Origin of the sequence: Shewanella sp. DNRA4, from assembly GCF_012843185.1 — a bacterium.
Lineage (GTDB): Bacteria > Pseudomonadota > Gammaproteobacteria > Enterobacterales > Shewanellaceae > Shewanella > Shewanella xiamenensis.
The window spans coordinates 85,361-111,617 of record NZ_JABAIP010000011.1 but is presented as its reverse complement, the minus strand read 5'-3'; the positions used below and the strand labels follow the sequence as shown (position 1 = coordinate 111,617).

General features: G+C 47.2%; 21 protein-coding genes and 1 pseudogene. 12 read left to right on the top strand and 10 right to left on the bottom strand.

Going from position 1 to position 26,257, the window contains the following annotated elements; translation table 11 throughout:
• Nucleotides 1-6 precede the first annotated feature (6 nt).
• The 6 genes and pseudogenes from HG547_RS13415 to HG547_RS13390 all read right to left on the bottom strand — a co-directional run bounded on the left by HG547_RS13415 (nt 7) and on the right by HG547_RS13390 (nt 7,431).
• Nucleotides 7-480, bottom strand: coding sequence for an NYN domain-containing protein (locus HG547_RS13415; RefSeq protein WP_055648309.1), 474 nt, complete (start codon nt 478-480; stop codon nt 7-9).
• Nucleotides 481-632: 152 nt separating this feature from the next.
• Nucleotides 633-704 (bottom strand): annotated as a pseudogene (locus HG547_RS20850) (AraC family transcriptional regulator); the annotation flags it as partial.
• A gap of 155 nt (nt 705-859) precedes the next feature.
• Entirely contained in the window at nt 860-4,000 is a 3,141-nt protein-coding gene (locus HG547_RS13405; RefSeq protein ID WP_169548091.1) for a multidrug efflux RND transporter permease subunit, read from the bottom strand.
• Entirely contained in the window at nt 4,000-5,109 is a 1,110-nt protein-coding gene (locus tag HG547_RS13400; protein ID WP_169548090.1) for an efflux RND transporter periplasmic adaptor subunit, read from the bottom strand. The genes HG547_RS13405 and HG547_RS13400 overlap by 1 nt, the downstream gene beginning before the upstream one ends.
• Before the next feature lie 199 nt (nt 5,110-5,308).
• The gene (locus HG547_RS13395) at nt 5,309-6,103 is read right to left on the bottom strand and encodes a transporter substrate-binding domain-containing protein (RefSeq protein ID WP_055648307.1); all 795 of its coding nucleotides are present in this window, start codon (nt 6,101-6,103) and stop codon (nt 5,309-5,311) included.
• A 173-nt stretch (nt 6,104-6,276) separates the two neighbouring features.
• Nucleotides 6,277-7,431 (bottom strand): metallophosphoesterase, encoded by a 1,155-nt coding sequence (locus tag HG547_RS13390; protein WP_169548089.1) that lies wholly within the window; start codon nt 7,429-7,431, stop codon nt 6,277-6,279.
• Nucleotides 7,432-7,973: 542 nt separating this feature from the next.
• Between HG547_RS13390 and HG547_RS13385 the strand changes: the two genes are divergently transcribed.
• Both HG547_RS13385 and HG547_RS13380 read left to right on the top strand, forming a co-directional pair.
• A complete protein-coding gene (locus HG547_RS13385) occupies nt 7,974-11,606 on the top strand; it encodes a PilC/PilY family type IV pilus protein (RefSeq protein ID WP_248278747.1) in 3,633 nt (1,210 codons plus the stop codon).
• Nucleotides 11,607-11,628: 22 nt separating this feature from the next.
• Nucleotides 11,629-11,964 carry a TapY2 family type IVa secretion system protein gene (locus tag HG547_RS13380; protein ID WP_169548087.1) on the top strand — a complete coding sequence of 112 codons (336 nt, stop codon included), beginning with the start codon at nt 11,629-11,631 and terminating at the stop codon, nt 11,962-11,964.
• A 154-nt stretch (nt 11,965-12,118) separates the two neighbouring features.
• On the opposite strand, the gene HG547_RS13375 is transcribed toward HG547_RS13380, so the two are convergent.
• Nucleotides 12,119-12,772 carry a DsbA family protein gene (locus HG547_RS13375; protein WP_169548086.1) on the bottom strand — a complete coding sequence of 218 codons (654 nt, stop codon included), beginning with the start codon at nt 12,770-12,772 and terminating at the stop codon, nt 12,119-12,121.
• 97 nt (nt 12,773-12,869) lie between these two features.
• Nucleotides 12,870-13,769: an MBL fold metallo-hydrolase gene (locus HG547_RS13370; protein ID WP_169548085.1), complete on the bottom strand. Its 900-nt coding sequence runs from the start codon at nt 13,767-13,769 to the stop codon at nt 12,870-12,872.
• A 190-nt stretch (nt 13,770-13,959) separates the two neighbouring features.
• On the opposite strand from HG547_RS13370, the gene HG547_RS13365 reads away from it, so the two are divergent.
• The gene (locus HG547_RS13365) at nt 13,960-14,898 is read left to right on the top strand and encodes a LysR family transcriptional regulator (protein ID WP_037421102.1); all 939 of its coding nucleotides are present in this window, start codon (nt 13,960-13,962) and stop codon (nt 14,896-14,898) included.
• A 114-nt stretch (nt 14,899-15,012) separates the two neighbouring features.
• On the opposite strand, the gene ettA is transcribed toward HG547_RS13365, so the two are convergent.
• The gene (gene ettA / locus HG547_RS13360; protein ID WP_169548084.1) at nt 15,013-16,680 is read right to left on the bottom strand and encodes an energy-dependent translational throttle protein EttA; all 1,668 of its coding nucleotides are present in this window, start codon (nt 16,678-16,680) and stop codon (nt 15,013-15,015) included.
• A gap of 190 nt (nt 16,681-16,870) precedes the next feature.
• Between ettA and glyA the strand changes: the two genes are divergently transcribed.
• The 9 genes from glyA (at nt 16,871) to HG547_RS13315 (ending at nt 24,416) form a co-directional block, all read left to right on the top strand.
• Nucleotides 16,871-18,124: a serine hydroxymethyltransferase gene (gene glyA / locus HG547_RS13355; protein WP_169548083.1), complete on the top strand. Its 1,254-nt coding sequence runs from the start codon at nt 16,871-16,873 to the stop codon at nt 18,122-18,124.
• 210 nt (nt 18,125-18,334) lie between these two features.
• Nucleotides 18,335-18,784 (top strand): transcriptional regulator NrdR, encoded by a 450-nt coding sequence (gene nrdR / locus HG547_RS13350; protein ID WP_011073317.1) that lies wholly within the window; start codon nt 18,335-18,337, stop codon nt 18,782-18,784.
• Nucleotides 18,785-18,870: 86 nt separating this feature from the next.
• A complete protein-coding gene (gene ribD / locus HG547_RS13345; RefSeq protein ID WP_169548082.1) occupies nt 18,871-20,016 on the top strand; it encodes a bifunctional diaminohydroxyphosphoribosylaminopyrimidine deaminase/5-amino-6-(5-phosphoribosylamino)uracil reductase RibD in 1,146 nt (381 codons plus the stop codon).
• A 7-nt stretch (nt 20,017-20,023) separates the two neighbouring features.
• Nucleotides 20,024-20,680: a riboflavin synthase gene (locus HG547_RS13340; protein ID WP_011716201.1), complete on the top strand. Its 657-nt coding sequence runs from the start codon at nt 20,024-20,026 to the stop codon at nt 20,678-20,680.
• A gap of 67 nt (nt 20,681-20,747) precedes the next feature.
• The gene (ribBA, locus tag HG547_RS13335) at nt 20,748-21,851 is read left to right on the top strand and encodes a bifunctional 3,4-dihydroxy-2-butanone-4-phosphate synthase/GTP cyclohydrolase II (protein WP_047534781.1); all 1,104 of its coding nucleotides are present in this window, start codon (nt 20,748-20,750) and stop codon (nt 21,849-21,851) included.
• A 140-nt stretch (nt 21,852-21,991) separates the two neighbouring features.
• The gene (ribE, locus tag HG547_RS13330) at nt 21,992-22,468 is read left to right on the top strand and encodes a 6,7-dimethyl-8-ribityllumazine synthase (RefSeq protein WP_011073313.1); all 477 of its coding nucleotides are present in this window, start codon (nt 21,992-21,994) and stop codon (nt 22,466-22,468) included.
• Between the two features lie 14 nt (nt 22,469-22,482).
• Nucleotides 22,483-22,887, top strand: coding sequence for a transcription antitermination factor NusB (nusB, locus tag HG547_RS13325; protein WP_011073312.1), 405 nt, complete (start codon nt 22,483-22,485; stop codon nt 22,885-22,887).
• Nucleotides 22,888-22,965: 78 nt separating this feature from the next.
• On the top strand, nt 22,966-23,922 hold the full coding sequence (gene thiL / locus HG547_RS13320) for a thiamine-phosphate kinase (RefSeq protein ID WP_169548081.1): 957 nt from the start codon (nt 22,966-22,968) through the stop codon (nt 23,920-23,922).
• A complete protein-coding gene (locus tag HG547_RS13315) occupies nt 23,922-24,416 on the top strand; it encodes a phosphatidylglycerophosphatase A (RefSeq protein ID WP_047534787.1) in 495 nt (164 codons plus the stop codon). Before thiL ends, HG547_RS13315 begins: the two co-directional genes overlap by 1 nt.
• A gap of 116 nt (nt 24,417-24,532) precedes the next feature.
• Here HG547_RS13315 and recN read toward each other — a convergent pair whose 3' ends face one another.
• The gene (recN, locus tag HG547_RS13310) at nt 24,533-26,191 is read right to left on the bottom strand and encodes a DNA repair protein RecN (RefSeq protein WP_037421122.1); all 1,659 of its coding nucleotides are present in this window, start codon (nt 26,189-26,191) and stop codon (nt 24,533-24,535) included.
• Nucleotides 26,192-26,257 lie beyond the last annotated feature (66 nt).

Genomic DNA, 26,257 nt, shown 5'->3' with positions numbered 1-26,257 from the left:
TTGTTGTTAGAGCAGTAAAGCATCATCAATCGGATTAAACTGTGTTGCTGCATCCATCAGTGATTTTGCTGTCAGTTGGGGTACGCCATAGACTTCTGTCTTAACGTCATATTTTTGCGTTATTTTCTCAAGCAAGATTGCAAAATCACCATCACCAGAAAGCAGTATTACGGTATCCACATTGGGAGCGGTATCGAGTACATCAATTGTGATCCCCACATCCCAATCTCCCTTTGCTGATCCGTCACTGCGCTGGATAAAGGGCTTAAGTTTTAACTCAAAGCCGATATGTCTCAAAGCATCTTGAAACTTAAGCTGGCCATCATCACCTCGATGAATGGCATAGGCAACAGCACTGACAATATTTCCTTGCGCACTCAAGTGTTGCCAGAGTTTACGATAGTTAAACTGGCGCTGATAGGCCTCACGGCAGGTGTAATAAATGTTTTGCACATCGACAAAGAGGGCGATTCTTTTCAAGGGATAAGTTATGGCTATCAGTTGGAAGACTCTGCGCACTATAGCACAGCAAGGTAGCTAATGGCGCGAGCAGGCAAAAACAGCAATGGATCTAATCGGGAATGGCCGAGTTTAGCTTTGCTTAACGGATTTTTAGTAGGTTAATGGATTGATTATTTAAAGTATTGCGCCGGTGTGGTGCCGGTATATTGCTTAAAAAAGCTGATAAAGGCACTGTCGCTGTTATGCGTCGGACTTGATTTTGCAGATCATGTAGGTTGGGTAAAACATAGAAGGAACTCATCTGAAACCTAAATGAAAAAGCCAAGGGACTGCTCCCTTGGCTTTTATGAGTTAAGCAAACGCATTATTTCACGCCTGTTTACATCATGGCGATAAATTAGGCTTTTGCCGTTTGTTCCTGCTGTTTGGCTGCCTCTTGTGCCGCTAACTCTTGTGCTTTAATGGCCGCTTCGAGTTTTGCTTCAACATAACCTGGTGAATGGGTCGCGGCCGAGATTAAACGGTACATTGCTGGGATGACAAACAGGGTGACAAAGGTCGCAAAGGCCATGCCGAAAAAAACCACAGTCCCCACCGCAATCCGGCTCTCAGAGCCTGCGCCCGTTGAGAAAATCAGCGGTATCGCGCCGACTAAGGTGGTGAAGGCCGTCATCAAAATCGGGCGTAAACGGCGGGTTGAGGCATCGATAATGGCTTTATCTAAGGCTAAACCTCGGTCACGCAGTTGGTTGGCAAACTCGACAATTAAGATCCCGTTTTTGGTCACCATGCCAATCAACATGATCATGCCGATCTGGCTATAAATGTTAATACCTTGACTGGTCACTAACAGGCCGAGGAAACCTCCAAATACTCCCATTGGCACGGTAAACATCACCACTAAGGGGTTGATAAAACTCTCAAATTGCGCAGCGAGTACCAAGTAAGCCACCAGTAGTGCTAAACCGAACACAATAAAAATACTGCTTTGGTTTTCTTTAAAGTCTTTTGATTCACCGGTATAGCCAATGGAAATATCCTTGGGTAATAACTCTATGGACTTGTTTTCCAAGAACGTTAAGGCCTCGCCTAAGGTGTAACCTTTACTGATGTTGGCCTTAAGGGTGATGGATTTTTGTTTATTGGTATGGCTCAATCTTTGCGCTGAGGCCACTTCTTCGATATGGGTGACCGTATCGAGCGTGACTAATTCGCCCTTGGCTGAACGCATATAGATTTGGCTTAAATCGCCGACGTTGTTAAAACTGTTTTCATCACCGCGCAAATACACATCGTACTCTTCGCCGCGATCCACATAGGTGGTTTCTTTACGACCGCCGAGCATCACTTCTAAGGTTTGTGAGACGTCATCGACGCTGATCCCAAGTTCTGCTGCGCGCTCTTTATCAACGCTGACAATCAGTTCTGGTGTGGTTTCGGCGTAATCCAGATCCGCGCCTTCCATCATCGGGCTGGCATTGGCTTGCTCTTTTAACACCTGTGCCCATTTAAAGAGTTCCGCATAATCTGAGCCACCCAGTACAAATTGTACTGGTTCACTCGATTGCCCCCTAAAGCCTGGCATCATAGGGCGAACCATCACATCGGGAATATCTTTCAATGCCTTACTTATAATCCCGAGCGCCTGTTGCGCCGTGACATTGCGATGTTCCCAATCCTCTAGCTGCATGATCACATAGCCAGTTTGATCGCCAGCACGACCACCAAAGGCAGGGGCTTGCACACTGAAAGACCGCAATACACCTTGGCCAAGGAGTGGCATTAATCTGTCTTCGACGATATCCATGTTCGCCGTCATACGGTTATAGCTAGTGCCCTCTGCGCCTTTCACAAAGGCGTAAAGTACACCGCGGTCTTCCTGTGGTGCTAATTGCGAGGGGACTTGCTGCATTAACCATGCGCTACCGCCAATACAGGCGAGAATGACCAGTGGTGCCAGTAATCTAAAGCGGATCGCATGGGTTACACCCACACGGTAAACCCTTTCCATGCGCGCAAAACCACTATCCACAATGCGATTGAAACGGTTAGGTTTTACATTGGCTTTGAGTAATTTGCTACTCAATACTGGCGTTAGCGTGAGGGCAATGAGGGATGAGAACAGTACAGACACTGCCAGCATCACGGAAAACTCGGTAAAGAGTAAACCGACCATGCCATCCATAAATGAAATCGGCAGGAACACCATGACTAACACCGCGGTGGTTGCCACGACCGCAAAGCCGACTTCCCGTGTGCCTTTGTAAGCCGCAAGCAGCGGCTCTTCGCCTTTTTCGATATGGTGGAAAATGTTTTCGACCACCACAATCGCATCGTCGACCACGAGACCAATGGCGAGGATTAATGCCATTAATGTCAGTAGGTTAATTGAATAACCTAGCATGTTGGCGGCAATAAAGGCGGAGATTAATGATACTGGAACCGTTACCGCGGGGATAAGGGTTGCCCTTGCTTGACCGATAAAGATATACAGCACTAACACCACGAGGGCGCCAGTGACATAGAGGGTGTTGTAGACCTCGTTGATTGAGCGGTCAATAAAGACGGTGGAGTCAAAGTCGACTACAAGACTGGTGCCATCGGGTAAAAAATCTTGAATTTTATCGACTTCTTTATGGACTTCCTGAGCGACTACTAATGGGTTTGCATCGGATTGAGTGATCACCCCTAAGCTTAGGTTAACAATACCATCACTTTTGAAGGTGGAGTTTTCATTCTGTGCGCCCACGGCAACATCGGCCACATCTTTTAAATAGATAGGTGTCCCGTCGCTGGCGGTGCGTACGACTAAATAGTCAAAATCCTTTGGGGTGTAATAGAGCCTTTTGGTACGCACCGACATCACTGTGGTATCGTTACGCACTTGGCCGCCAGGGGTTTCGATGTTCTCTTTACGTAGGGCGCTGGTAATATCGGTGACGGTGACGTTGCGCCCCGCCATTTGCTCGGGTCTGAGCTTGATATACATGACCTTATAAAGACCACCCGAAATGCTGATGGAACTCACGCCGCTGATCAGACTGAATCTGTCTTCTAAAACCCGCTGGGCATAATCGGTCAGCTGGGTTCTGTCCATCACGGTTGAACTTAAGTTCACATACACGGACGGTTCGCCTGAGCCATTGTCCTTCGATACTACAGGATCGTTAGCGTCTTCCGGCAGGCGGCGCTGGGCGCGGGCCACGGCATCACGCACATCACTCACCCCTTCGGTTAAGTTCCAACCGAGGAGGAATTTGACCGTGATCCGCGAGCTACCATTACGAGTGGTAGAGGTGATTTCATCGATACCGCTGATCCCCGTGAGTTCATCTTCGAGGGTCTTGGTGATTTGGCTTTCCATAATCGCTGCAGATGCACCGGAATAACTGGTGCTGACTGTCACCACTGGGCTTTCAACATCGGGCATTTCCCGCACTGAAAGTTTAGTAAAGGACACTAAGCCAAACACGCATAGCAGTAAGCTTAAAACAATTGCAACGACGGGGCGTTTAACTGAGACATCAGACAGCCACATTATTTCGTCTCCGCAGTGTTGACGTCTGACTTGGCTGGGCGGTTATTACTATTCTTAGTTTCAAGAGCGACTTCATTGATTTTTAAGCCATCGCGCATATTCACAAGCCCTTGAACCACCACTTTATCGCCAATTTTAAGGCCGCTATCGATAAGCACTTGGTCGCCAACACGGGCACCCAAAATCACTTCGGTGCGATGGGCGATATGATCCTCGCCAACCACATACACATAGCGCTTAGTGCCTGAATATTCTAGGGCTTGCACTGGCACTATGGGGGCCGAAATCGGTGGGAAGGTGATGGTTGATGACATCATCATGCCGGGTTTTAAGCGATTATCGCTGTTTTCAAATTGTACGCGGATCTTCAGGTTTAAGGTTTCTTCATTCACGCGGGGATCGATGGCGACCACTTTGCCGATAAAGGTTTGTCCTGGCCAAGCTCGGCTGGTGGCCGATACTGGCATGCCAATGCTAAGTTGTGACAGAAAATGTTCAGGCACTTGTAAGTCCAATCGCATGCTGGATAAATCATCTAAGGTCATTAACTCTGTGCCAATACTTACCATCTTACCTTCGCTAAAGTTAATCAGCCCGGTTTTACCGGCAAAAGGTGCGATAAGGGAATGATAATGTAAATCTGCCTGCGCAGAGGCTAAGCGTGCTCTGGCAATATCGACACTGGCTTTTTGAGCATCGATTTCGGTTTGAGTGATGGCATTGCGGCTGATAAGTTTTTCAAACTCTCTGAGCTTGCGGGTTTCATCATTTAAAAAGGCATTGGCTTCAGCCACCGCGGCTTGAGCTTTCATATCATCGAGTTCGATTAGCAACTGGCCTTTTTTCACTGTTTGATTCGAAGTCACGGCAATTTGTTTAATTTTGCCGGTGACTTGTGGCGCGATCACCACTGCGCGCTCAGCGGCCAGTTTACCAATCAGTGAAATAGATTGAGCCAGTGGATGTTCAACCACTTCCCCTGTGACAACCGGCACGGTACGCATAAGCTGGGGGGCACTTTCGGGTTTGGCAGCCTGCAATACATCACTAAAGCTCACAGCGGCGGCAACCGCCGCAACTAAGGCAATGGCTATTATGGTTTTTTTCATTGGAATAATTATCTCGCACAAAGACGGTTAACAGGCGTTAGCACTAATGGCGCTATTCTAGTGAATAACCGTCATCAGGTGGGTAAAAGTTTGTAAAGTTAAGCACTCGAAAGTGAAAGAAATTGTGTTTTGTGTCGAGATACCCCATGGCAATCTCATTCGCCCCATTCGAAGTGCATACGATAGCTGAGTTATTCTGCTAAGGATGTGCTTGTGTTCGTATTTTTTCTATCGGATCTACGGCTGATTGAATTTGCGGATACTGGCTTAAAATTGCCTCAAGACGACCATCTTGGCCCATGCTTTCAAGGCCTTTGTTAAATTCGTCGATCAAGGTGGACTGATCCGTTATCGCCAAAGAGACGCCCAGATGGAATACCTCAGTGGCGATGGGGTCTCCCACCTGCTCGAAGGTATCGGCATATTCACTTTGATTTTTCTTGATTAAATATTGAGCAAGATTGTGGCCGATTAACACTAAGTCAATGCGTTTTAGAAACAATTTCTTAAGATTCATTTCGTCGGAATTACCTTCTTCAGTCGTTAGCCCTGTAGCGGCTATTTCGGGTGGATTGGCGTAACCGCGGCCAATGCCGATGGTAAAGGGCTTAAGTTCGCTTAATTGACTAAAACGTAACGGATTATCTTTACGTTTGTAGAAGACAATCTGTACGGCTTGTATCGGTGCAGAATAATGTGCCCATTGCTCACGTTCTTTGCGGTACCAAAGTCCAATAATGCCATCGGCTTGGCCGGTTTTTACCAGTAATGCTGCTCGCGCAAAGGGATAAAACTTAACACTGGCATTGTAGCCTTGGCGTTTAAAGGCCTCTTTAACGACTTGGGCAACGCCACCTTGCTCGGGTAATGAATCGGCATAAAAGGGTGGATAATTGGTCGCAACTAAGTTTAAATCTCGTCCTGCAAAACTGCGGGAAGGCAATCCTAACAACAGCAATACAAGGCTTAAATTTATCAGCAGTTTGAAGTCCATACGCATCCCTAACGTTAAAGCGTTATTCGCTGAGTATAGGGGGGGTTAAGCCGATGAGTTGAATTTTGTATAGAGAGGTAAGTTATCGCTTACTCGATATGGAGTCGACTCGTTATCCTTTTATTGAATAATAAAAAGGGCTTATGGATTAAACCTATTAGCCCTGAATCGATTTAAAGTGCTACTTGCTCACCCTTATATAGCCCGCGGGTGAGTTTATTGTCGTCTATCAGTAATAATTCTCCTGACTGACCATCCTTAATACTACTATCTATTGCAATGATTTTATTATGGTAAAGTCCAAGTACTCGCTCCTGTGAAGTGTGGCCGACGATAATATGATCAACCTTAAAGTAGTTTAGGATTCGGTCGATCTCGGGTTCAGCGAGTGCATCTTTAAAGTAGCCACGGTACCAAGTGGGGCCATTAGTGAAAAACAGGAAATTCAACAGATCGTTTTGTTTTAAATCTTCTTTTTTATCGTCTAAATGTTGACGGAATAACTGATTAGCATCGCTGATATTGAGTTTACGCTCGACCCATTCAGGGCTTATTCCACCGTGCATAAACAGCAGATTATTGATCTTTACTAGAGTGTTTTTACTGCGAAGCCAACGGCCGATTTCGGTGTCTTTGTTGTACAGTGCATCATAGCTGCGATTGAGTAATTCCGCCGAGGTTTGATAACGCTCATTCACATAACGTAAGTCGCCGCGAAACACCATTTGCTCGTGGTTGCCCATAAGTAAATGTAATCGACCACCTGCGGCTTGGGCTTGCTTATCTAACTCATATAAAAACCACAGAACTTCGTTAACTTGGTGACCACGGTCGAACATATCTCCCGTCATGACCATATGGCCGTCACCAAAGGTCCAGTGATTATTTTCATCGATAATCTGATGGGCTTTCAGCAGGTTAATCATCACATCGAATTGCCCATGCACATCGCTTAAGGCCACTATCTTGCCTGTATGAGTGTAGGTATCAGCTTCAACTTTGGGAGCATCGGTATGGCGTCTGGGCTGTGGCAAGTTGCCACAATCATTTGGGCGAGCCAATTGATTGTTTGCGATAGGGGTTTGTTTTAACTGACTCTGGCAGATCCAGTAGGCGGTATTTTGGTTACCTTGGTCGAGGAAAACATAAGGACCATCGGTCACGGATGATGGCGTAAGTTCAGTGCTAAATGCGCCAACAGAAAATAAACTTAGCAAAGTAAACAGTGTAGCCTGAGCCGAAGTGAGTCTCTTCTTCAATGTGAGCGAAGATATATCCTGTGGTTGAGGTGTCGAGTGACCGAAACCATGGCGGAAGAGCGTGTGCATTCAAAGCTCCTGAGTTATGAAACGTGGCTTATGTGGGGTTGGTTAGCATAATGTTAATGACTTGGTAGGGCAAGGGATCCTATGTTGGGATATTTTCATGGTGAGAACGCTTTATCTCTATGTTTGTTGTTCAGCCTGTTTTGTTTTGGCAAGTCAAATTAATGGTATAGCATTTCTTATATTTTTTTGGCAGGTGTTCTCCTTTATTTCCTATAACGTTAATAGCGCATTCTCAATATCATAAGTGTCACTGTTTTTATTTTTTAGCTCATTACTATGATGGTGATATTTTTATTGGTTACATTTTTTATTTATTTGTTGTCAATTCGGTGTGCATAATGGTAATAATTGCTGAAAGTAGCCTAAGTTTATGATTTTACTGTTTTACGTTCGGTTAACTTACTGTTTGTTGTGCGGTTAATTTGGCCTTTTTAAACAATTTAAATCCTAGTTTTGTAAATGCAGGTGCTTTATTATTCCTTAATAACAGATGCGCATACTGTATGAGTCAGTTTTTATTTAAATGTCAGAAAAGCTCGTTGATGAACTTTTCGCTTAATTACGTTTTATTGAAACATATTTGTCAATCTCGCCTTCAAAACGTCCGCCATACGTTAACTTCAATAGTCGCTTTTATTATTTCGAGCCTCGTTGTTGGCGTGGTGAGTTTATTTACCGCGTCAAGCATTGCTGATGATACAGAGCTTTATGTGTTCGAAGCGTCCGCCCGTAATGGCTCGCGCCCGCAGGTGCTGATCATTTTCGATAACTCCGGCAGTATGAGTAATCTTGCCTATGGGGTCGATGCTCCTTACGAGAATAAACGTAATGCTAACTATGCCCAGTCGGGAAAGCTATTTTATAGCCGAGGTTCGGCTGATAATGCTGAGTTACCTAATCCTGCCTCTCAGCGTGAAATGCGTCAGTTTAATGCAGCACTCAATGGCTGTGAAAGCTCGTGGGATTACCTCAATCGGTATGGCACCTTCACTGGTTTCTTTCGTGAGTATGGTTTTTCGGGGGGGACTGGTGCGTGGAAGGAATTTTCTGAACTAAATGGTAGCTCGATAGCTGCTGTCGATTGCTTTGAAGATATCCAAGAGGAAAGACTCGGTAATGCAGCAGGAGAGGCTAACGGTTTACCCGTTGACAGTTTAGGCTCTGCGGCTAAACCCGTTCGGTACACGGCAGTCAATATTCACTCATCCGAGAATGCTAAGGCAAGCGCGAAGGCAAAGGCGCAGAAAACGGGATTTGGCTCCGGCAAAGTGGTCACTGTTTATACCGAAGATTATTTAAAATGGCACCATGGTACTAAAAAGAAGGTCAATAAAACCCGTCTAGAGCTGGCGCAAGATGCGATTGAAAGTGTGGTTTTAACTACGCCGGGTGTAGATTTTGGTTTAGCTATTTTTAATATGAATGGGCCACGTGATGGTGCGCGTGACGGTGGGCGGATTATCTCTGGGATTAAGACTATGTCCGCCCAAGCCAAAATTGATTTATTGAAAAGGGTCAATCTTATTAGTTATGCCCAAAATACGCCGCTATGCGAAACGCTCTACGAAGCCTATCGTTATTTTGGTGGGCAGGAACAGTATTTTGGCGATGATGATAGCGATTATAATTACTACGATAATTGGGGGCGTTACCAAGGTACCTACAACGCCAGTTCTAATCCCTTTACTGACCCAGCTGCGCTTATTATTGGAAGTAATACGTACAATTCGCCGTTTAAGCCTTGCCAAAATGAAGCGTATATCGTCTATATCACCGACGGTGAGCCGACGCTTGATAACGCGGCCGATGGCATTATTGAGCGTTTAACCAATGGTGTAGGTAAGCATACCTCAAACCCGAAAAGTTATCTCAGTGCGCTTTCTGGCTGGATGCGAACTGAGGATGTGAATCCTAATTTAGCCGGAAAACAAACCGTTAGAACCTTTACCATTGGGTTTAGTGAAGGTGCAGCCAGTGCCGAGCACCTACTGAAGCAAACCGCCGATAATGGCGGTGGTAAGTATTTTGATGCCACCGATGCCAGTCAATTACGTTCTTCATTGCAAACGGCTTTAAATAATATCCTCGAAAAAAATGCCAGCTTTACTTCCCCCTCGGTAGCGAGCAATAACTTCAATCGTACTCAAACCTTTGATTCAGCTTATTACTCAATGTTCTTGCCTAATAAGGGACCAAGATGGCTAGGGAATATTAAAAAGTTCAAGGTGACCAGTGACGGTGATGTCGTTGATAGCAAAGGCAAAAATGTGATAGGCGAAGATGGCAATATCAAAGCCGATGCTTGCTCCTATTGGACATCAGCTGAAGAATGCGGAAGCAGCGGTGATGGTAATGATGTTAAGCGTGGTGGGGTGCTAGCCGCGATGCAGCAGGCGACTAGTCGCACTTTATACAGTAATTTTGGCAGTGGATTGAGCGCTTTTACTCTGTCAAATGCAGCTCGAAAAGCTGGGGATAATGTGCGTTTAGCCACCTATATGGGGGTCGATGAAACAGAACTCACTGGGCTATTTGACTGGGCGAAGGGAATCGATGTTGATAACGATAAAAATCAGGACTTAAGTACTGCCAGTGGCGCAACCCCAAATTGGCGCGCCGATATAATGGGAGATGCTCTACATTCCAAGCCCTTAGCACTCAATTTTGGTTCTGAAGCTAAACCTGATATCCGAATTCTTGTCGGGACAAACCATGGGTTCCTGCATATGTTTAAGGATGAAGGTGATAGCGTGTCTGAGACTTGGGGATTTATCCCCTATGAGCTACTGCCGAATTTGCGCGATCTCAAGGCTAACGTGCCGACGGGCGTACACTCGGTATACGGTATTGATGGCTCGCCAGTTGCCTACACCAAAATGCAGGGCAAACGGATTGAAAAGGCATGGGTATTTGTGGGAATGCGCCGAGGCGGCAATGCGTATTACGCCCTCGATGTGACCACACCTGATAACCCCAGTTTTATGTGGAAGATAGATGCCAGTTCACCCGGTATGGGCGAGTTAGGGCAATCTTGGTCGACGCCTGTGGTGACGACAATTCCGAGTGCGACTGGCGATAAGCCTGTATTGATTTTTGGTGGCGGATATTCCCCTTCAACTAAAGATGGCGCTGAGATGGGTACTGATGACAGCAGTGGCCGTGGCGTGTTTATTGTCGATGCGCAAACGGGGGCGTTAATCCATCAATTCGGCGGCAGTGGGGCTAACACGCCATTGCCAGGTATTGCCAACAGTATTCCAAGCAGTGTTGCTGTATTAGACGGCAATGGTGATGGTCATACCGATAGAATCTATGCCACAGATATCCAAGGTAATGTATGGCGGATGGATATGCCCTCCGCGAATGTGTCGACCTGGTCGGGATTTAAATTTGCCGCATTAGGGGATAAGAGTTCAGTGGCAGGAGATAGGCGATTCTTTTCTGGGCCTACAGTGGCCCAGACCTTGATCTCCAATACCTTTGAGCTGACTAAAGTCATTAATGGAACATCGACCAAAGTTGTCACATCACAGAATATTCCTTACGACGCAATTGTTGTCGGGAGTGGCCACAGGGCAAAGCCAAGTGATGTCTCCCGCTCGGATATGTTTTTTGCATTGCAAGATAGAAACATAGTCACTCAATCATTCCAAGGTAAATCAAATCAAAAGCCTGTGCCTAAAACGCTACAGTTAAGTGATTTATATGATGTCAGTTCGGCGGCGCCCAATGATCAGGCCAGTGAAATCGTTTTTAGTCAAAAACGAGGTTGGTACTATAACTTCTCTCGTAAAGGCGAAAAGAGCCTGTCATCTGCGACCATAGTGGGGGGGGAAGTGTACTTCAGCAGTTTTGTGCCTGGTAGTGATGGCTCAGTCAACCAATGTTTGAGTTCGGGTAAGGGCTATCTTTATAAAAAGAATTTGCACAGGGGCACTCGTGGTTACAAAACAGATTATTTGTATGCAGGTGAGTTGGTACTGGATACGCCGCAGTTAGTGATCCCGCCTGCCGAGCAGCCTAAGGACCCGAATGCTAAAGTACCAACGCCAGATATGTTTTTGATTGGTATCGGTAATGCGGTGCCAGATGAGGCGACATGTGAAAGTGGTAACCCTAAGTGTATTGCGGGCGGGCCAACAACGAACAAAATTTATTATTACATCAGTCAATGATGTAAAGAGTTAACGAGTCGAGATGAGTAATAGCCTTATGATGAAATACGGTACCCTTGGTTTGTTGCTGCTAGCGGGATTCCAATGGTCAGCGCTGGCAGCAGAAAATGAGAAGCGACAGGATTACAAATGCTATTTAGAAACTAATCAGGGGTTTAAGCTGATGCGTTTCTCGTGGTTTGAATCTAAAGTCAATGAGTATCTGCTTACCTTGCCCGGGACACAATTACCGCGTTTACCTCGGGATAAGCCGATTCCACTCTATGCGAAAGCAGTACTTGAGTGTGTAAAAATGAGTGAGCCTTTTACGCTCGAACAGGCAAAGCAAGCCGAGCTTGCGCTCGAGAATCAGGGTTAACTTGGCCTGTGGTATCAACATTGAACATGCCGATGGGATAAATCCTATAGTGACTTATCCCATCGTTTAAGGGGGAAACCCCAAACTAAAAAGCCAAGGTTTGAGTCTTCATTCGTAAAACGTAAGACTGGCGCACTTTCAAGAAAGTGTCGTGTTAAGACACTTGTTCATTCAGATACTCAAGCCACTTGCTCGGATGACCGTAAAAACGGCTGTGATTGAGTAAATGCAGATTTCCCTCACTTGTCGTGAGTGCTACTGAAGGGAAACCTTGGGCACCCAGCTGATTCATCAGCGCCCGTGATGCCAAAATGTGCTGGTAAAACGCGTCTTCATTTTGGGCAAATTCCTTCGTAAAGGCAGCGCCATCTATTCCCATTTTTTCGGCCAAAACATGCAGATTATGTTCATCGCTGGCGCTTTTGCCATCGCGATAATGGGCGAGTTGCACTGCATGTAGGTAAGCTAGCTCATTGCCCCTTAAGGCTGCAACGGCAAGCATAGCTCTAATGGGGGGCGCAGAATCCAGTACAATGCTGGTATCACGTAATAAGCCTTCATAATAGTTTTCACCAAAGGCTTGTCCGGTTAACGCGGCAATCCGTTGATCATGGGGCATCACATAATCGCGCCATTGGTTATCTATCTGTTTGCGCCTTGGGCCAGTGAGCATGCCGCCTGCGTGGAGTGCGATGGTAAATCCGGCAGCGGCTGCTGCATCAAACAGCGGTGCGGCCGCGTAACACCAACCGCATAAGGGGTCGATAATGGCATGCAAAACGGCCTTGGGATTTGCTGTGGTATTCATTTATGTGCTTCCTACAAAACAATTTTGTGCTCTGACTCGCGAGTTAATGCACAACCCTTTAAATGAGTGGGGCAGGATTAGCCATGCCCCAATATGGTTACATTGGCCAGCGCATTTCGCCCATGATCACTTTGGCACTGATCTCAAGCCCTGCATCTAAAGGAATTTGTGGGTAGAGCGTGAGCATCTTGGCGATTAAGTCCGCAGAATCTTTTGCTGTTTTGGCTGCCTTTTCAAAGGCATTAATATAATCGCGAGTAAAGGCGATGGCGCGCTTATCAAATCTGGCATCACCGAGATAATGTCCAGGGATAACCTCTTGGGGGGATAAGGCTTCCATCTTTTCTAAATGGGTTAACCAAGCTTTACGCGACTCTACACTTTGAGTATCTGCCATCCAAACGTGTGTTTTATCAAACACTTCAACGCCGCCAGTGATGGTTTTAGCCGACGGTATCCACAGGAAGGTATGCTTAGGGTGAGCATCCTCTAGCCCTTCAATCAGCACTGGTTCACCATCGATACTAAAGCGATTGGTTGTCACCACCTTTGGCAGCACTAATTGACTCGGCGCATTGTCCTTTAAAATCGGTCCCCAGTATGCCTGTTTGCCCTCCATCGAGGCTTTAATATCATCGACCGTAGTTTGAGTGGCGACGATTTCGACCTCGGGGAAGTTTTGTTTAATCACATCCAACCCAAAGTAAAAATCCGGATCGCTATGGCTGATATACACCAAGGTAAGCTTTTTACCGCTGGCTTTAATGGTATCCACTAAGGTTTGGGCATCATTTTTTTGAAATTGTGCATCGACCAGCATCATTTCATGTTCACCGCTGATAAAGCTTGAAGACACCGCAAAAATACTGTTTTCGTCCGGATTAAAATGGCTCACTTGCAAAGGTGCTGCCTGAGCAGTAGCCATTCCCGCCACCAGCATGGTTGCGGCTAACTGGGGTTTCAAAGAGGTTAATTTTAGAGCATTCAATAATGTCATTTCTGTTCTCACTTATTCATTCAAATAGGATTCGGTGATTTGCACTGCTGCAAAAGTGAGCTTAGTTTAGGTTGCAAAAAACGTTAGATAAACACGGATAATTGCGCTTATTTGTTGCATAATTCGGATGAATCAACGTTTGAAACTGATTATTTAGTGCAAGGCAATCAACACAAGGGGCGGATAAACCATGGATAGACTCGAAGCGGCAAAGGTATTTGTGACTATCGTTGAGCGGGGCAGCATGATTGGCGCCGCCGAAGCGTTGGATATGTCTCGCTCTATGGTAACCCGCTATTTAAGTGAGATGGAAGAATGGTCAGGCGCACGCTTACTGCACCGTTCGACAAGACGTTTGAGTCTAACCAGTGCGGGCGAGCAAGTGCTCGATTATTGCCAGCGCTTGCTTGAATTAGCGCAGGAAGTCCCCGCGGTCAGTCATGTACAAAGCGCCCAACCGCGAGGATTGCTGCGGATCAGTTGCTCACAATTTATGGCCCATTTACTCCTTCCCACGGTCGTGCGTCCTTACTTAGCCCAATATCCGCAGGCGAGTGTGAACTTTCATGTTAGCAGCCAAACCGTTGATTTAGTTGCTGAACGTATTGATCTTGCCATACGTATCACTAATGAGCTCGATCCTAGTCTAATCGCCAGACGTTTAGGGGAATGTGAGTCCGTGGTCTGCGCCGCACCGCGTTATCTTGCCACCCATTCACTTATTAGCCATCCCGAGGATTTAACTCGGCATAACTGTTTAACCTATTCCTACTTTGGCGATGTGATGTGGCGGTTTACCCAAATTATTCATCCTGATGGTATCGAGGCGGGGCAGCTTTTTAATATTCCCGTAAGAGGTAACTTAAGTGCCAATGATTCTATGGTGGTACTAAACGCCACCTTGGCCGGCGAGGGGATTGCTATGCAGCCCCTGTGGGCGGTTAAACCGCATCTCGACTCGGGGGCATTAGTGCCACTGCTGCGGGAATTTAAACCTCAATCCTTGGGCGTATATGGGGTGTATCAATCCCGTAAACATATGCAGCCCGCCTTAAGAGTGATGATGGATATGCTGGTGGCCTACTTTGCTAGCATGAACCAGCATGAATATAGTGCCAGCCTGAAATAACGGAAAATCCTCACCCTAAATTCAATGCAATAAAAAGGAGCTTAACCCTTTCGAGTTAACCTCCTCAGATACACGCTTGCCTAGATTCTAGATTCTAGATTCTAGATTCTCGATCTATTTCGTCATGCGCTTGTATTTCAGGCGGTGTGGTTCAACCACATCGGCGCCATAGGTGTTCTTCAACCACGCTGAGTATTCGGTGTAGTTACCTTCGTAGAAGTTAACTTGGCCTTCGTCGCGGTAGTCCAGAATATGAGTCGCGATACGGTCTAAGAACCAACGGTCATGCGAGATCACCATAGCGCAACCAGGGAATTCGAGGATCGCTTCTTCCAGTGCGCGCAGGGTTTCAACGTCTAAGTCGTTGGTCGGTTCGTCGAGGAGCAGTACGTTACCGCCAGCCTGCAACAGTTTAGCTAAGTGAACACGGTTGCGCTCACCGCCCGATAGAGTACCGATAATCTTTTGCTGATCTGCACCACGGAAGTTAAAGCGGCCCACATAGGCGCGACTTGGAATTTCCATGTTGTTGATGCGCATGATGTCTTGACCACCAGAGATTTCTTGCCAAATGGTGTTTTTGTCATTCATCGAATCGCGGAACTGTTCAACCGACGCAAGTTGCACGGTTTCACCTATCTCAATGGTGCCGCTATCGGGTTGCTCGCTGCCTGACAGCATGCGGAACAGGGTCGATTTACCTGCACCGTTGGCACCGATAATACCGACGATCGCGCCCTTAGGAATCGAGAACGACAGGTTATCGATCAGCACGCGGTCACCGTAGGATTTGGTTAAGTTTTTAACCTCAATCACTTTGTCACCTAAACGTGGTCCGGGCGGAATAAACAGCTCGTTGGTTTCGTTACGTTTTTGGTAATCAGTGGTGTTCAGCTCTTCGAAGCGCGCCATACGGGCTTTGCCCTTAGACTGACGGCCTTTCGCGCCTTGGCGAACCCATTCTAATTCTTTCGCAATGGTCTTTTGACGCGCGCTTTCTGCGGCAGATTCCTGCTTCAAGCGAGCATCCTTTTGCTCCAGCCAAGAAGAGTAGTTACCTTCCCATGGGATACCCTCACCACGGTCAAGTTCTAAAATCCAGCCCGCAGCATTGTCGAGGAAGTAACGGTCGTGGGTAATCGCCACAACGGTGCCCGTGTATTCCTGCAGGAAGTGTTCGAGCCACGCGACGGATTCAGCGTCCAAGTGGTTGGTCGGTTCGTCGAGTAGCAGCATTTCTGGTTTTTCCAGCAGCAGACGACAAATTGCTACACGGCGGCGCTCACCACCCGATAAGACTTCAATCTTTTCATCCCAATCAGGCAGACGTAGCGCGTTCGCCGCGCGCTCAAGGATGTTGTCTAGATTGTGAGCGTCCTGCGCCTGAATAATCGCTTCAAGTTCGCCTTGCTCTTTGGCAAGCGCGTCGAAGTCCGCATCGGGTTCTGCATAAGCGGCATAGACTTTGTCTAAGCGTTTGAGGGCATTTTTTGCTTCAGAAACCGCTTCTTCAATCGCTTCACGCACGGTTTGCGTTGGGTCGAGTTTGGGTTCCTGTGGCAGGTAACCAATCTTCAGCCCTGGCATTGGGCGCGCTTCACCCTCAATCTCGGTATCGATACCGGCCATAATGCGCAGTAGGGTGGATTTACCTGAACCGTTAAGACCTAACACACCGATCTTGGCGCCGGGGAAAAAGCTTAAGGAAATGTCTTTAAGGATCTGCTTCTTAGGCGGAACAACCTTGCCCACCCGCAACATGCTGTAAACAAACTGAGCCATTTTTCTGCATCTATAAGTGACTAATGATGCGGCTAATTCTACTCGATTGCGCGCCGAACTCAACTCGGCATTGAGGCGCATTCAAGCTAAAACTGTAGGATTTTCATGTTTCAGAGACTGGGATTGTCGGCTCGTTACGAGTAGAATACCGCGCAACCCTACCTACAAGAATTGGCAGCTGGAGTAAGCAATGCTGAAAAAAGATATGAATATCGCAGATTATGATCCGGAACTGTTTAACGCGATTCAGAACGAAACTCTGCGTCAAGAAGAGCATATTGAGCTGATTGCTTCTGAAAACTACACCAGTCCACGCGTGATGGAAGCGCAAGGTTCACAACTAACCAATAAGTACGCCGAAGGCTATCCAGGCAAGCGTTACTACGGCGGTTGTGAGTATGTGGACGTAGTTGAAACCTTAGCGATTGAGCGTGCAAAACAACTGTTTGGCGCGACTTACGCAAACGTACAACCTCACTCAGGTTCTCAAGCAAACAGCGCCGTTTACATGGCATTGTTAAAACCAGGCGATACCGTTTTAGGTATGAACCTCGCTCACGGTGGTCACTTGACCCACGGTTCACCTGTTAACTTCTCCGGTAGACTGTACAACATCATTCCTTACGGCATCGATGAATCAGGCAAAATTGACTACGACGAAATGGAACGTCTGGCGGTTGAACATAAGCCTAAGATGATGATCGGTGGTTTCTCTGCTTATTCAGGTATCGTTGACTGGGCAAGAATGCGCGAAATCGCAGACAAAATCGGTGCTTATCTGTTTGTCGACATGGCACACGTTGCGGGTCTTATCGCCGCTGGTGTGTATCCAAACCCAGTGCCACACGCGCACGTTGTGACCTCAACCACTCACAAGACCTTAGCCGGTCCTCGTGGCGGTATCATTCTGTCTGCTGCCGATGATGAAGAGTTATACAAAAAGCTGAACTCTGCGGTATTCCCAGGCGGTCAAGGCGGTCCTTTGATGCATGTTATCGCGGGTAAAGCGGTAGCCTTCAAAGAAGCTTTAGAGCCAGAGTTCAAAGCTTACCAACAACAAGTGGTTAAGAACGCTAAAGCTATGGTTGAAGTGTTCTTAGAGCGCGGTTACAAAATCGTTTCTGGCGGTACTGACAACCACTTAATGCTGGTGGACTTAATCGGTCGCGACCTGACGGGTAAAGAAGCCGATGCCGCTTTAGGTAGCGCGAACATCACAGTAAACAAAAACTCTGTGCCTAACGATCCACGTTCTCCATTCGTGACCTCTGGTGTGCGTATCGGTACGCCTGCGATCACTCGCCGTGGCTTTAAAGAAGCTGAAGCGAAAGAGTTAACCGGTTGGATCTGTGACATCCTCGACGATGCCCACAATCCAGCGGTCATCGAGCGCGTAAAAGGCCAAGTATTGGCTCTGTGCGCTCGTTTCCCTGTTTACGGTTAATTCGTTAATTTATCCGAATATATCGGCTAAGTTCACAACAGCTTAGGTCGTTAAGCTTAGGTGGTTAACCTCAGCCGATAAATAGGATAAAATCCCATGGCCGCATTAAGCGGCCATTTTTATTGCTAAAATCGTAGACTTAAACCCGCTCGGTTTAAGCAAGATACAGCGAAAGCCATAGGCTTTATTCCATTCACGGCAGGAGGCTCAATGCATTGTCCATTTTGCAGCGCGACAGATACTAAGGTGATCGATTCCCGATTAGTGGCGGAAGGCCATCAAGTGCGTCGTCGCCGAGAATGCACCGAATGCCACGAACGATTTACCACTTTCGAAGGGGCCGAATTAGTGATGCCACGGGTGATTAAACGTGATGGCACGCGTCAACCCTTTGATGAAGAAAAGCTGCAAGCAGGTATGTTACGCGCGGTCGAAAAGCGCCCCGTGTCCATGGATGAAATCGAGCAGGCCTTAAGTAAAATCAAGTCAACGCTGCGGGCGACTGGCGAGCGTGAAGTGCCATCCGAGATGATAGGCAACTTGATGATGGAACAGTTAATGAGCCTAGACAAGGTTGCCTATATTCGTTTTGCCTCGGTTTATCGCGCCTTTGAAGACGTCTCCGAATTTGGTGAGGCGATTGCGAAACTGCAAAAGTAACGTGGGTTATCTTAGGTTAGTGCTTAGGTTAGTGCCTCGTTTTGCGCCGCATTCGGCACGCTTCCTCAAGATTTCATAGGGTTTATATGAATTGGTCAGAACGCGATAACCAGATGATGAGCCGCGCTATACAACTGGCTCGCAAAGGATTTTATACCACTCGCCCCAATCCCAGTGTAGGCTGCGTTATCGTAAAAGATAATCAGATTGTCGGTGAAGGTTATCATCAAAAAGCTGGCGAGCCCCACGCCGAGGTGCATGCACTGCGCATGGCTGGCGAGCTTGCCCGTGGCGCGACGGCTTATGTCACCTTAGAACCTTGTAGCCATTATGGCCGCACACCGCCGTGCGCCTTAGCGCTGATCAATATCGGTGTTAAACGAGTGGTGGTGGCGGTGGAAGATCCCAATCCTCAGGTCGGTGGCCGCGGTATTCAAATGCTGCGCGATGCGGGTATTGAAGTGGATGTGGGATTACATCGCGATGAGGCCTATGCCTTAAATCTTGGTTTTATGAAGCGTATGGAATTGGGGCTGCCTTGGGTGACGGTCAAACTGGCCGCGAGTCTTGATGGTAAAACTGCGTTATCAAACGGGGTGTCCAAATGGATCACTGGCCCTGAAGCGCGCCGCGATGTGCAGCGTTTACGTTTACGCGCCTGCGCCATAGTGACTGGGATTGAAACCGTATTGGCCGATGATCCTTCGCTCAATGTGAGATACTCAGAGCTTGGTAGTCTTACCTCGCAATTGAGTGAAGCGCAGGTTTTACAACCGCTGCGAGTAGTTTTAGACAGTCGCGCCCGTATGCCGATTACGGCAGCCTTGTTTACAATTGAATCACCGATTTTATTAGTCTCGACAGTGAGCTATTCGTCAGACTTTATGGCGCAATTACCCGCCCATGTGACTTGTCTCCAATTACCAGCCATTGAGAGTCGAATCTCATTGCCTGCACTATTAAGCTATTTAGGCAAAAGCTATAATCAGGTGCTTATCGAAGCGGGCGCGACCTTAGCTGGCGCCTTTATTCGCTCAGGATTAGCCGATGAATTAGTGCTATATCAAGCGATGAAAATCCTTGGCGCACAAGGGCGTAATCTACTCGAATTACCCGATTATCAAATGATGGCCGATATTCCGATCCTCAAACTGGTCGATGAGCGTAAAGTGGGCGCGGATACGCGTTTTACCTTGAGGCTCACGTCCAATCCATCTTTAGCGAATAAGTGAGTTAACCATGTTTACTGGGATTATTGAGGCCGTTGGCACGCTGCGAAAGCTTGAACGCAAAGGCGATGATATTCGTTTGACGGTCGCCAGTGGCAAACTGGATTTAAGCGATGTGCGTTTAGGCGACAGTATCGCCACCAACGGTGTGTGTTTGACTGTGGTGCAACAATTAGCCGATGGCTATGTGGCTGATGTCTCAGCAGAAACCGTCAGCCTTACAGGCTTTGCCAACTATAAAGTGGGCACTAAGGTCAATCTTGAAAAGGCCGTCACCCCAACCACACGTTTAGGCGGCCATATGGTCAGCGGCCATGTGGATGGCATTGCCACCGTAGAGCAGCGTCTTGCTCGTGGTCAAGCAATCGAATTTTGGTTAGCGGCGCCTACTGAGCTTGCTCGCTATATTGCCCATAAAGGTTCTATCACCATCGATGGTGTGAGCCTCACGGTAAACGAAGTCGATGGCCATCGTTTCCGATTAACCATAGTGCCCCATACCGCGGGTGAAACCACGTTGGTGGATTTGAAAGCCGGCGATAAGGTGAATATTGAAGTGGATTTAATCGCCCGCTATTTAGAGCGTTTAATGCGCTTTGATACTAAAGAAACCCAAGGCGGTGGGGTGACCATGGAAATGTTAGCCCGTGCTGGCTTTGTGCGTTAGGGCACTGGCACTTAGCTCACTTAGGTATAGAATTTCATAACAACAGTAAAATCATAAAGGTCCTACAATGGCGCTGCACAGTATAGAAGAGATCATCGAGGATATTCGTCAAGGCAAAATGGTTATTTTGATGGATGACGAAGACAGAGAAAACGAAGGCGACCTGATTATGGCGGCAGAGTTGGTGACGCCAGAAGCGATTAACTTTATGGCGAAATACGGTCGTGGACTCATCTGCCAAACCATGACTAAAGCTCGTTGCCAGCAGCTAAATCTGCCCTTGATGGTAACCAATAACAATGCGCAGTTCTCGACCAACTTTACGGTATCGATTGAAGCTGCCGAAGGCGTAACCACCGGGATTTCGGCCCATGATCGCGCCGTAACGGTAAAAGCGGCCGTGGCTAAAGATGCCAAGGCATCGGATTTAGTCCAGCCTGGGCATATCTTCCCATTAATGGCGCAGGACGGCGGCGTGTTAACCCGCGCTGGCCACACAGAAGCAGGTTGTGATTTAGCCCGCTTAGCGGGGCTTGAGCCGTCGGGCGTGATTGTTGAGATCCTCAATGAAGACGGCACTATGGCCCGTCGTCCTGATTTAGAGATTTTCTCTGAAAAACACGGCGTTAAAATCGGCACTATTGCGGCGCTGATTGAATACCGTAACACCAAAGAAACGACCGTTGTGCGTGAAGCAAAATGCAAACTGCCAACCCGTTTTGGTGAGTTCGATATGGTGACCTTTAGGGATACTATCGACAACCAATTGCACTTTGCCTTAGTGAAGGGCGAGGTGAAACCTGACTGTTTAGTGCGGGTGCATTTACAGAATACGTTTAACGATCTACTCCATTCTGAGCGCGATCAGCAACGCAGCTGGCCGCTCGAAAAAGCGATGGCGCGGATTTCTGCCGAAGGTGGTGTGTTAGTATTGCTTGGCAATCAAGAACATCCCAGTGAAATCCTCGCTAAAGTCAAAGCCTTTGAGGCGGAAGATCAAGGTCAGACGCCCGTGTCAGCCAAATGGCAAGGTACTTCACGCCGTGTCGGTGTAGGTTCACAAATTCTGGCCAGTTTAGGCGTGACCAAAATGCGACTCTTAAGCTCGCCTAAGCGTTACCATTCACTCTCAGGCTTTGGCCTAGAAGTGACAGAGTACGTAGCTGAGTAACAGGCTAAGCTTTTAATAGGTTCCACTAAGGTAAAATTCACCATTTCTATCATTTGCATAAGGCCGTGGGCAATTGACTGTGGTATCATGTCGCCACTTTTCGCCCCGAGCCGGGTGCTTTAGCTAAATTAGGTAAGAAAATGAACGTAGTTCAAGGTAATATCGAAGCGAAGAATGCCAAAGTTGCGATTGTAATTTCGCGTTTTAATAGCTTTTTAGTAGAAAGCCTGCTTGAAGGTGCACTTGACACGCTGAAACGTTTTGGCCAAGTCAGTGATGAAAACATCACTGTCGTCCGTGTACCTGGTGCGGTTGAGTTACCGCTGGCGGCACGTCGTGTTGCTGCAAGTGGTAAGTTTGACGGCATTATTGCACTTGGTGCCGTAATCCGTGGTGGTACCCCTCACTTTGATTTTGTTGCAGGCGAATGTAACAAAGGTCTAGCTCAAATTGCATTAGAGTTCGATCTGCCGGTTGCTTTCGGTGTATTGACTACAGATACCATTGAACAAGCTATTGAGCGTTCAGGTACTAAAGCGGGTAACAAGGGCGGCGAAGCTGCGCTAAGCTTGCTTGAAATGGTCAACGTTCTGCAGCAGCTTGAACAACAGTTGTAATAGTAGGAAAAATAATGAAGCCTTCTGAGCGCCGCAAGGCCCGCCGTTTAGCCGTTCAAGCCATTTATTCATGGCAACTAAGCGGGAATAATATTGCCGATGTCGAGCATGAGTTTTTAACTGAACAGAGTCTCGATGGTGTAGACGTAGCTTATTTTCGTGAGCTATTTGCAGGCGTAGCAACTAAGAAAACCCAATTGGATGAGTTGATCATTCCACACTTAGATCGCCCCATTGATGAGGTGTCTCCAGTGGAGAAAGCCATAGTACGCCTAGCGGCCTATGAGCTGACTTTCCGTAAAGATGTGCCATTTAAAGTTGCCATTAACGAGGCGATTGAATTGGCTAAAGCTTTCGGTGCGGATGAAAGCCATAAGTTTGTTAATGGATTACTCGACAAACTGGTTGCACGTAAGTAATAAGGACAAACGGTATCTTAGGATACCGTTTTTCATTGCTAACAAAGGTGGCCGATGTGAGTCGCGCCAAACTGTACAGTGAAAGAATTCCAGCTTATTGAATGTTATTTCAATCACCGCGGCCCAGCACGCCGTGATGTCAAATTGAGTATTGGCGACGATTGCGCCCTTGTGCAGCCCGCCGAAAACAAGTCGATCGCCATTTCCTGCGATACCTTAGTCGAAAATGTTCACTTCTTCCCCGATATTCCACCTCAAGCCTTAGGTTACAAAGCCTTAGCGGTTAATCTTTCTGATTTAGCGGCAATGGGGGCCGAGCCTGCGTGGATGACGCTTGCACTCACTTTGCCAGAGGTTAACGAGACCTGGCTGAGTGGTTTTAGTGAAGGCCTGTTTGAAGCGGCAGAATATTATGGCATCGCCTTAATAGGTGGTGACACAACTCGCGGACCTAGGGCGATTAATATCACAGTGCACGGGCAAGTCCCTCATGGCAAAGCCTTGACCCGTCATGGCGCTAAGGCCGGTGACTGGATTTATGTAACGGGTACGCTTGGTGATTCTGCGTTAGGGCTGGACTTGATCCGCGGCGTGCAACATGCGCGAGCGGAGCATAAAGAGTTTTTGATTAATCGCCATTATCGACCCACTCCTCGAGTATTGGCTGGGCAATCATTGCGCTCTTTGGCATCCAGTGCCATCGATTTATCCGATGGTTTTATCTCGGATATTGGGCATATCCTCAAGGCATCAAAGGTTGGCGCTGTAGTCGATGTGGGGTCGATTCCTTTGTCGCGCGCGATGCAAGATACCGTGAGCGAAGAACATGCATTAGGCTATGCGCTGACGGGGGGCGAGGATTATGAACTGCTCTTTACCGTGCCTGAGGCACAAAAAGGTGCGTTAGAAACCGCCCTCAGCCATGCTGGTACTAAGTTTGTCCGTGTTGGGCAAATCTGTGCGGGCAGTAAGCTTAAGTTGCAACTTAATGGTGAGCTATTTACGCCACCGTACCACGGTTTTGAGCATTTTTAATGAAGTTGTTATCCGAAGATCAGGCGCTGTCGCGCCTGTCCCTTAAAAATCCTATTCATTTTTTAGCCCTCGGTTTTGGCAGTGGTTTAGCGGCTAAGGCTCCAGGTACTTTTGGTACCTTGGCGGCAGTCCCGCTCTATTTATTATTGGCCCAGTTGCCCTTGAGTTGGTATTTAGCCGTGACCTTAGTGTGCGTACTCGCGGGGATTTATATCTGCGATAAGGCCGCTAAGGACATGGGCGTACATGACCATGGCGCGATTGTATGGGATGAAGTTGCAGGTTTATTGATCACTATGATTGCCGCCCCTGCTGGTATTCTGTGGCTTGCTGTCGGTTTTGTGCTGTTTCGGCTATTCGATATCCTAAAACCTTGGCCGATACGTTGGCTCGACGCCAAAGTTGAAGGTGGTTTCGGCATTATGATAGACGATGTATTAGCAGGATTTTTTGCACTTATTTGTCTGCAAGTGATTGTCTTTATTAGCCAATAATATCTTTAGTTAACCCAAACTAAAGTTCGTTACCCTATAAATGCCAATGCCTTATCTGCTGTAGATAAGGCATTGGCTATCAAGCTTTATTTTCGTTGCGGTGGCTTACTGTATTTTTACTGTAATAGTTCTCGTGCATTGGCGAGAGTGTTAGAAGTAATTGTATCGCCACCAAGAAGTCTGGCTAATTCTTGGATACGTTGCTCCCTATCCAAAGGCATCATAGTGGTTTCTGTACTGCCCGCCTTGTTGAATTTATTCACAAACATATGTTGATGGCCATTACCAGCAACTTGAGGTAAATGGGTTACACAAAGTACTTGAGTCGATTCTCCTAGACTACGCAGCATTCTGCCAACCACAGCAGCGGTCGGGCCTGAAATTCCGACATCGACTTCGTCGAAAATCAGGGTAGGAGTGGCAACCTTTTTCGCGGTAATAACTTGGATGCCTAAACCGATACGCGACAATTCACCGCCTGAGGCAACCCTTGAAATCGGTTGTAAAGGCTGGCCAGGGTTGGTTGTGACCATAAACTCTATATTATCGCTGCCATTTACCGACATAATCTCGGGATTAAAATTCACTTCAATGGTGAACTTACCCTTGGGCATGTTGAGTTCGTGGATAGATTGAGTCACTAACTTATCCAGTTCTTTCGCATAACGGGCGCGGCTCTGGCTCAGTTTTTGTGCGTTCGCTAAGTAAGCGGTTTTACTCGCTTCAACTTGGAGTTGGATTTCCTCTAACTTAGTTTCATCGTCATCGAGGGTTGTGAGTTCCGCTTTGAGCGCCAAATGATGTTCGGCTAATTTGTCAGGGCTAACATGATGCTTACGGGCCAGTTGCATAGCCTTTGAGAGTCGTTCCTCTAAATAGGCAAAATGCGCGGGATCGAGTTCGAGTTTACTCAGGTAATGCTGTAATTCTCCCGCGCTCTCTTGTACTTGAATGAGGGCCTCATTCAACATAGTACTGACATTGGTTAATGCGGGATCATAGCTTTGCAAATTTTCAGCAAGGCTTACAGCCTTGTTAAGCAGTGACTCAATATTGCTCTCTTCGCCATCTGTGAGTAAATATAGGCTGGCTTGGCAGCTATCCACCAGTTCAGTGCCATTGGCGAGGCGTTTATGCTCTTGCTCAATGTCCTCAAATTCACCGACCTTGAGGTCGAATTCATCTAGCTCTTCAACTTGATATTGCACCAGCTGTTTTCGGGCAATACGTTCATGCTGCGAAGCTTCTAATTGTTTGAGTTCGGCTTCGATTTGTTTGCAGCGTTGATAGCTTGCTGCCACTGTGTCTATCAGTAGTCTGTGATTGGCGTAGCTGTCGAGCAAGGTGAGTTGATGCTCACTCTTTAGCATAGCGTGGTGGGCGTGCTGACCATGGATACCGACCAGCAATTGCCCGAGTAATTTCAGTTGAGTTAACGGCACAGGATTGCCATTAATGTAGGCGCGTGAGCGGCCATCACTGCCAATAGTTCGACGTAGAATACATTCATCATCGAGTTCGAGATCGTTATCTTCGAGCCAACGTTTGGCAAGTGGAACATCGTGTAGTGAAAATCGAGCACTGACTTCGGTTTTACTTGCACCAGGGCGAACACTACTGGCATCGGCACGATTACCTAGGCACAAACCTAAGGCGTCGATGGCGATGGATTTACCTGCGCCAGTTTCACCAGTAATGCTGGTCATACCGGGACGAAAATCCAGTTCGAGAAAACGGACGATAGCGAAATTATTGATGCTGAGTTGGCAAAGCATAATGAGTTCCTGTCGAAAAACTTACCAAATCACTGTATTGATAAACAGTATATACTGATTTTATAT